7 protein-coding genes are annotated in these 6,667 nt (G+C 47.1%); all 7 read left to right on the forward strand.

Annotated features, from left to right (window positions below; all coding sequences use genetic code 11):
• Positions 1-60 precede the first annotated feature (60 nt).
• The 7 genes from sfsA (at position 61) to panC (ending at position 6,368) form a co-directional block, all read left to right on the forward strand.
• Complete coding sequence (gene sfsA / locus PSI22_RS07430) at positions 61-771, forward strand: DNA/RNA nuclease SfsA (RefSeq protein WP_038187857.1); 711 nt, start codon at positions 61-63, stop codon at positions 769-771.
• Between the two features lie 196 nt (positions 772-967).
• Positions 968-1,423, forward strand: a complete 456-nt coding sequence (gene dksA, locus PSI22_RS07435; protein WP_012989999.1) for an RNA polymerase-binding protein DksA — start codon at positions 968-970, stop codon at positions 1,421-1,423.
• A gap of 35 nt (positions 1,424-1,458) precedes the next feature.
• Positions 1,459-2,379 carry a tRNA glutamyl-Q(34) synthetase GluQRS gene (gluQRS, locus tag PSI22_RS07440; RefSeq protein WP_273579212.1) on the forward strand — a complete coding sequence of 307 codons (921 nt, stop codon included), beginning with the start codon at positions 1,459-1,461 and terminating at the stop codon, positions 2,377-2,379.
• 294 nt (positions 2,380-2,673) lie between these two features.
• Complete coding sequence (gene pcnB, locus PSI22_RS07445) at positions 2,674-4,032, forward strand: polynucleotide adenylyltransferase PcnB (RefSeq protein WP_273579218.1); 1,359 nt, start codon at positions 2,674-2,676, stop codon at positions 4,030-4,032.
• Between the two features lies 1 nt (position 4,033).
• A complete protein-coding gene (folK, locus tag PSI22_RS07450; protein WP_273579213.1) occupies positions 4,034-4,516 on the forward strand; it encodes a 2-amino-4-hydroxy-6-hydroxymethyldihydropteridine diphosphokinase in 483 nt (160 codons plus the stop codon).
• A 163-nt stretch (positions 4,517-4,679) separates the two neighbouring features.
• Positions 4,680-5,471, forward strand: a complete 792-nt coding sequence (gene panB, locus PSI22_RS07455; protein WP_273579214.1) for a 3-methyl-2-oxobutanoate hydroxymethyltransferase — start codon at positions 4,680-4,682, stop codon at positions 5,469-5,471.
• Between the two features lie 39 nt (positions 5,472-5,510).
• Entirely contained in the window at positions 5,511-6,368 is an 858-nt protein-coding gene (panC, locus tag PSI22_RS07460) for a pantoate--beta-alanine ligase (protein WP_273579215.1), read from the forward strand.
• Positions 6,369-6,667 lie beyond the last annotated feature (299 nt).

Here is a 6,667-nt window from a genome sequence, read left to right on the forward strand (position 1 = left end):
ATTGGCTACTTTAATTTCAGTTCATTGATCTTGCCGACCATTAGCGATGAAGGAAAATTTATGGAATTTTCGCCTCCCCTGAAGTCAGCGACCCTAATCCGTCGCTATAAGCGCTTTCTTGCCGATGTCCTCACCCCGGAAGGCGAAACGCTGACCATACACTGTGCTAATACCGGAGCAATGACAGGATGCGCGATGCCGGGAGATACCGTGTGGTATTCCACATCAGACAATCCCAAACGTAAATATCCGAATAGCTGGGAACTGACTCAGACCCAGAACGGGCATTTGATTTGTGTCAATACACTCAGAGCCAACGAATTGGTCTATCAATCCATTGAAAAAAATGCAATTTCAGAATTATCTGACTATGAGCAAATCCGCCGTGAAGTGGTCTATGGAAAAGAGAAGAGTCGGATAGATTTATTGTTACAGTCAAAACAGAGAGTTAACTGCTATATTGAAGTCAAATCGGTGACATTGTTGCAGGAAAATAAGGGCTATTTTCCGGACACAGTGACAATTCGAGGGCAAAAACATTTACGTGAGCTATCATTGATAGCACAACAGGGGCAGCGTGCTGTTCTGTTCTTTGCTGTTTTACATTCTGGGATTAGTCAGGTTGCGGCAGCAAAACATATTGACCATGATTATGCATGTCTTTTGGAACAAGCATGCAATTCAGGGGTCGAAGTAATCTGTTACGGGGCCAGCATGACAAAAGACAGGATGGTTCTAAGTCACAAATTACCTTTTGTATCAATAGGATAATTTGTAAACAGAACATACTGATGAGGCAAGTTTTGCAACATATTTAGGCAGTAAACACGGTAGCCTTCACACCATTGCAAAACTAATGGCAGGAACAATTGCCAACCTCGCAGTCATCTGCTATTTATAGCGGCCTATTTTTTTCCCCCCATTGTTGGGGGGGTCGTTTGATAGTGCGTGTGTAAGGAGAAGCATTATGCAAGAAGGGCAAAAACGCAAAACCTCGTCCTTGAGCATTCTCGCCATCGCTGGGGTAGAAGCTTACCAAGAAAAGCCAGGCGAAGAATACATGAACGATGCCCAGTTAACGCATTTCAAGCTGATTCTGGAAGCATGGCGCAATCAACTCAGGGATGAAGTAGACCGTACTGTATCTCATATGCAAGATGAGGCAGCGAACTTCCCTGATCCAGTTGACCGTGCGGCGCAAGAAGAAGAATTCAGTCTTGAACTACGTAATCGGGATCGTGAACGTAAGTTGATCAAAAAGATCGAAAAAACGCTGAAAAAAGTCGAAGATGACGATTTCGGCTATTGTGAATCCTGTGGGGTTGAAATCGGCATCCGCCGTTTAGAAGCTCGCCCGACAGCTGACTTATGCATTGACTGTAAAACGTTGGCCGAAATTCGCGAAAAGCAAATGGCTGGCTGACCGGTAGGGCTGAGTACGGCGCTGAATGGCGCCGTATGCTCCCTTATATTTATCCTGATATGACTCAATCTGAACATTCCGCATTATATATCGGGCGTTTCGCTCCGTCCCCTTCCGGGGATCTCCACTTCGGTTCCCTAGTAACTGCACTGGGCAGTTACCTACAGGCACATGCCTGCCATGGCAAATGGCTGATGCGCATTGATGACATCGATCCCCCAAGAGAAGTTCCCGGAGCCGCCAGCCGGATATTGCAATCCCTTGAGCATTATGGTCTTTGCTGGGATGGCGAGGTGCTGTATCAATCCCAGCGCCATGAAGCCTATCGTGCAATACTCGCTCAGTTGCAACAACAGGGAAGCAGCTATTACTGCACCTGTACCCGCCAGCGCATTCAACAATTAGGCGGGTTTTATGACGATCATTGCCGGCATTTATATTTACCTGCTGACAATGCCGCTGTTCGCTTGAAACAACGCCATCCAATTTATGGGTTTGACGATAAATTGCAGGGTTACATCACTGTTCCTGCTAAAATGGCGGAAGAAGACTTCACCATTTATCGCAAAGACGGTTTATTCGCTTATAATCTCGTCGTTGTTGTTGATGATAACCATCAAGGCGTGACTGAAATTGTCAGAGGAGCGGATTTGATTGAACCCACGGTTCGCCAGCTATCACTGTACCAGTACCTGAATTTTGCGATCCCAGATTATGTGCATTTACCCCTCGTTCTCAATCAAGAGGGAAATAAGCTCTCTAAGCAAAACCATGCCCAGCCGATCCCACTGGATGATCCACGGCCATTGCTTATTGATGCGTTATCATTTTTAAACCAACCCACCATTGCAGGCTGGCAAGATCTCACGACAGATCAGGTGCTGCGGCAAGCTATCGTCGGTTGGAATATAAACCCTGTTCCGCAGAAAAACATAACCTATCGCCAATTCAAATAAAGTGTTTCTATTGACTCTGCAAGCATTCTCAAAGAATGCCCAGTAAGTTATGATTAGCGGCTGTTTTTTTGCTTTAATATTACTTAGTCACTATCGAGGTGTACCATTTTTAACCGAGTAGCAACTTTCTGCCGTAATTTGATGATCCGCGAAAACAAAACAAAACGCGACACACAGGCAGCCAGTGAAAGGCCAGTCACCGTATCTGACCATTCTGCTCAAATAGAGAGCAGCCCTCTGCCTAAACATCGCAGAGAACATCACTCATCTTCATCAAATGCTGATAACGCCACAATGAAGAAAAAACCCGCAAAGGGCAAGCCTTCGGACCCCCCGATCACGGTGCTCCCTCGGGATCAGCACCCAATTTCGCGTAAAGACATCAGTGACAATGCCCTGAAGGTTTTGTATCGCCTGAATAAATCAGGTTTTCAAGCCTATCTGGTCGGTGGTGGTGTTCGTGATTTATTGCTGCACAAAAAACCCAAAGATTTCGACATCGCAACGAATGCCACACCAGAACAGGTACGCAAACTCTTCCGTAACTGTCGGCTTGTGGGTCGCCGTTTCCGCCTTGCCCATATTATGTTTGGGCCAGATGTGATTGAAGTCGCCACTTTCCGTGGGTCACACGAGCAAGTTGAATCCAATGACCGGAATCAGTCACAAAAAGCACAAAGCGGAATGTTACTGCGCGATAATATCTTCGGTTCGGTCGAAGAAGATGCCGTTCGCCGCGATTTCACCATCAATAGCCTCTATTATGGCATTGAAGATTTCGCCTTGCGGGATTACGTCGGCGGAATGGCTGACCTGCAAGCAGGGATCATTCGCCTGATAGGTGATCCGGAAACCCGTTACCGTGAAGATCCTGTCCGTATGCTGCGCGCAGTCCGTTTTGCCAGCAAACTTGACATGACCATCGAGAAAACCACTGCCGAACCGATCCCGCAGCTTGCCTTTCTGTTGAAGGATATTCCCTCCGCACGCCTGTTCGAAGAATCCCTGAAACTATTACAGTCGGGGCATGGTTACAGCACCTATAAACTGCTGCGCGAGTACAATCTGTTCCAACTGCTATTCCCGATGATGCAGCGCGGTTTCACTCCAAACAGTGACTCACCGCTGGAAAAACTGCTGGAACAGGTGCTGAAAAATACCGATTATCGGCTCCAGAACGACAAACGTGTCAATCCGGCCTTCTTATTCGCGGCCATGTTGTGGTATCCGTTGATTGAACATGCAGAGAAACTGTCTCAGGAAGGTGGTTTACCGTATTACGATGCCTTTGCTCTCGCGATGAATGACATTCTTGATGAGCAGTGCGGTTCTATTGCCATTCCGAAGCGCCATACCACGACCATGCGTGACATTTGGTTATTGCAGCTTCGTCTGCCACGCCGTCAGGGAAAACGCGCGAATAAGCTGATGGAGCATCCGAAGTTCCGCGCTGCGTATGATTTATTGGAACTACGCGCCAGCGTCGAACCACGGCATGAACTGAAAGAGCTGGTACTGTGGTGGTCAGAATTCCAACAGGCGACAGCACCTCAACAGCGTGGCATGATATCAGAACTGGGCACCGACCCCGTTCGTCGCAGAACACGTCCCCGCCGTAGCAGCCGGCCTCGTCAGTTCAAGGACAACGGTTGACATGGCACGGGTTTACATCGCCATTGGCAGTAATCTGGCTGATCCCTTGCAGCAAGTCGATAGTGCACTTGCTGCCCTGCATGTGATCCCTGACACAAGCTTTGTTATGCGATCCTCTTTTTATCGCAGCAAACCGATGGGGCCACAAGATCAGCCAGATTACCTCAACCTTGCTGTTGCACTGGAAACCAAGCTGCAACCAGAAGCGTTGCTCGATCACACTCAAGCCATTGAGCTGGCACAAGGGCGTATCCGCAAAGATGAGCGCTGGGGGCCGAGAACACTCGATCTGGATATCATGCTGTTTGGCGATTGCATTATTAAGACTGAACGCCTGACCGTTCCCCATTACGGCTTAAAACAGCGCGAGTTTATGCTTTATCCGCTTGCAGAAATTGCGCCGGATCTTGTATTCCCAGATGGAGAAACACTGGCAGCACGATTAAAACATGTTCCAGAAAATGGCCTGACGTTTTGGTTGTAGCACGGATAGCAGAATTTATCGTTGTAACACAGCCGTTTTATGAAGGAAAAGTTATTCAATATCTCATACAGCCGTGGCCGATTTTTGGATAATCAGGGCCTGTCCCATTGAGGTTCAAAAGTGATGCTCAATGGGACAGGCCCTAACTATTCAGGAGATAACAATGAAACCAACAACCCTGACTGATCTGAGTCAGTTAAAAAAAGAGAAGCGCAAGTTCGCTACAATCACAGCTTACGATGCCAGTTTTGCCCACCTTTTTGCCGAACAAGGCATCAACGTCATGCTTATCGGCGATTCACTCGGCATGACTTTACAAGGATTTGACTCGACCTTACCTGTCACGGTTGAAGATATTGCTTACCACACCCGCTGCGTCCGTGCTGGTGCCCCCCACTCTTTCCTGATCTCAGACATGCCTTTCATGAGTTACGCCACTCCAGAGCAGAGTTTTAGCAGTGCTGCGACATTGATGCGTTCCGGGGCTAACATGATAAAAATTGAAGGCGGAAGCTGGCTGTGTGAGACGGTCAACATGCTGACCGAACGTGCCGTGCCAGTGTGTGGTCATTTGGGGCTGACGCCGCAGTCGGTCAATATTTTCGGTGGCTATAAAGTGCAGGGTCGTGATGAAACCTCCGCCCAACAATTGCTTGACGATGCGATGGCTTTGGAAAAGGCAGGTATGCAACTACTGGTGCTGGAGTGTGTACCGACAGCATTGGGACAGCGAGTGAGCGAAGCGCTGGAAATTCCAGTCATTGGCATTGGCGCGGGCAACCTCACTGACGGTCAGATTCTGGTCATGCACGATGCCTTAGGCATCACCGCCAGACCACCTAAATTTGCCAAAGATTTCCTCAAAGAAACCGGCAACATACGGGATGCCATCCGCCTGTATATCGAGCAGGTAGAAAGTGGTACTTATCCCGGCCAAGCACACTCATTCAAATAATTATTCCCCGGCATGATGGCCAATTAAAGGAGTAGAACAATGCTGATTATAGAAACGATCCCCATTTTACGCCGTGAAATCCGCCGCTGGCATCAGGCAGGCAAACGTATTGCCTTCGTGCCAACTATGGGTAATCTGCATGATGGCCATATGTCATTGGTAGACACCGCCAAAGCACAGGCTGACGTAGTTATCGTCAGTATTTTTGTCAATCCCATGCAGTTTGAGCATGAAGATGATTTGGTCAATTATCCACGAACCCTACAGGAAGACTGCGAAAAACTGAGCCATCGCAAGGTCGAACTGGTCTTTGCTCCCAACGCAAATGAAATGTATCCGAATGGCTCTGACAGCAGCCAGACTTTCGTCGAAGTACCAGAGCTTTCTTATCTGCTTGAAGGTGCCAACCGCCCGGGGCATTTCCGTGGTGTCACCACCGTTGTCAGCAAACTGTTCAATCTGATTCAGCCCGATCTCGTTTATTTCGGAGAAAAAGATTTCCAGCAAGTGCAGATTATCCGCCAGATGATTGCTGATATGGCTTACGATATTACTTTGGTTTCCGTCCCCACCGTCCGTGAAAAAAGTGGGTTGGCACTGAGTTCCCGCAATAATCTCTTATCGGCTGAAGAGAAAAAAATTGCTCCGGTATTGCATCAGATCATGCGGTGTATTGCAGAAAAGCTGACGCATGGAGAACAAGCGACCGAACCGTTGCTCGAACTGGCATCGACACATTTGCGTGAAGAAGGCTTTATGCCGGATGAGTTATTTATCCGTGATGCAGAAAACTTGGCACCTCTGACGTCGCAAAGTAAAAAAGCCGTGATCCTAATGGCAGCCTGGTTAGGACAAGTACGCTTGATTGACAATCAGCAAGTCGATTTGGTTGGCTGATTTTAGTGATGGGATGTGTGTGTTAGTGGAGCCGTAACATGATGCACATATCCCTGATTTAGGCGCAAATATCATTGAGAAGAACGCATATCGATATTTATATTCAAAATCTGTCAGCAAGCCGAAAAAACCCATGTCATTGATAAAAAAGATAAATACAATAAGTTCTTTTTTCTTGCATCCATTCCACATGATATTTATCTGATGATTTTATTTATATTGAACAAATAATTTAATTACCTTTACAAGGTAATTAAATTATACTTTATAAAGAAATAAACATAATAAATAAATTCACT

Origin of the sequence: Xenorhabdus aichiensis, from assembly GCF_028598775.1 — a bacterium.
Taxonomy (GTDB): domain Bacteria; phylum Pseudomonadota; class Gammaproteobacteria; order Enterobacterales; family Enterobacteriaceae; genus Xenorhabdus; species Xenorhabdus bovienii.

Bases quoted from the DNA above. Each gene is read 5' to 3' on its own strand.
- sfsA (WP_038187857.1), top strand. From the start codon at position 61: ATGGAATTTTCGCCTCCCCTGAAGTCAGCGACCCTAATCCGTCGCTAT.
- dksA (WP_012989999.1), top strand. From the start codon at position 968: ATGCAAGAAGGGCAAAAACGCAAAACCTCGTCCTTGAGCATTCTCGCC.
- gluQRS (WP_273579212.1), top strand. From the start codon at position 1,459: ATGCTCCCTTATATTTATCCTGATATGACTCAATCTGAACATTCCGCA.
- pcnB (WP_273579218.1), top strand. From the start codon at position 2,674: ATGAAGAAAAAACCCGCAAAGGGCAAGCCTTCGGACCCCCCGATCACG.
- folK (WP_273579213.1), top strand. From the start codon at position 4,034: ATGGCACGGGTTTACATCGCCATTGGCAGTAATCTGGCTGATCCCTTG.
- panB (WP_273579214.1), top strand. From the start codon at position 4,680: ATGAAACCAACAACCCTGACTGATCTGAGTCAGTTAAAAAAAGAGAAG.
- panC (WP_273579215.1), top strand. From the start codon at position 5,511: ATGCTGATTATAGAAACGATCCCCATTTTACGCCGTGAAATCCGCCGC.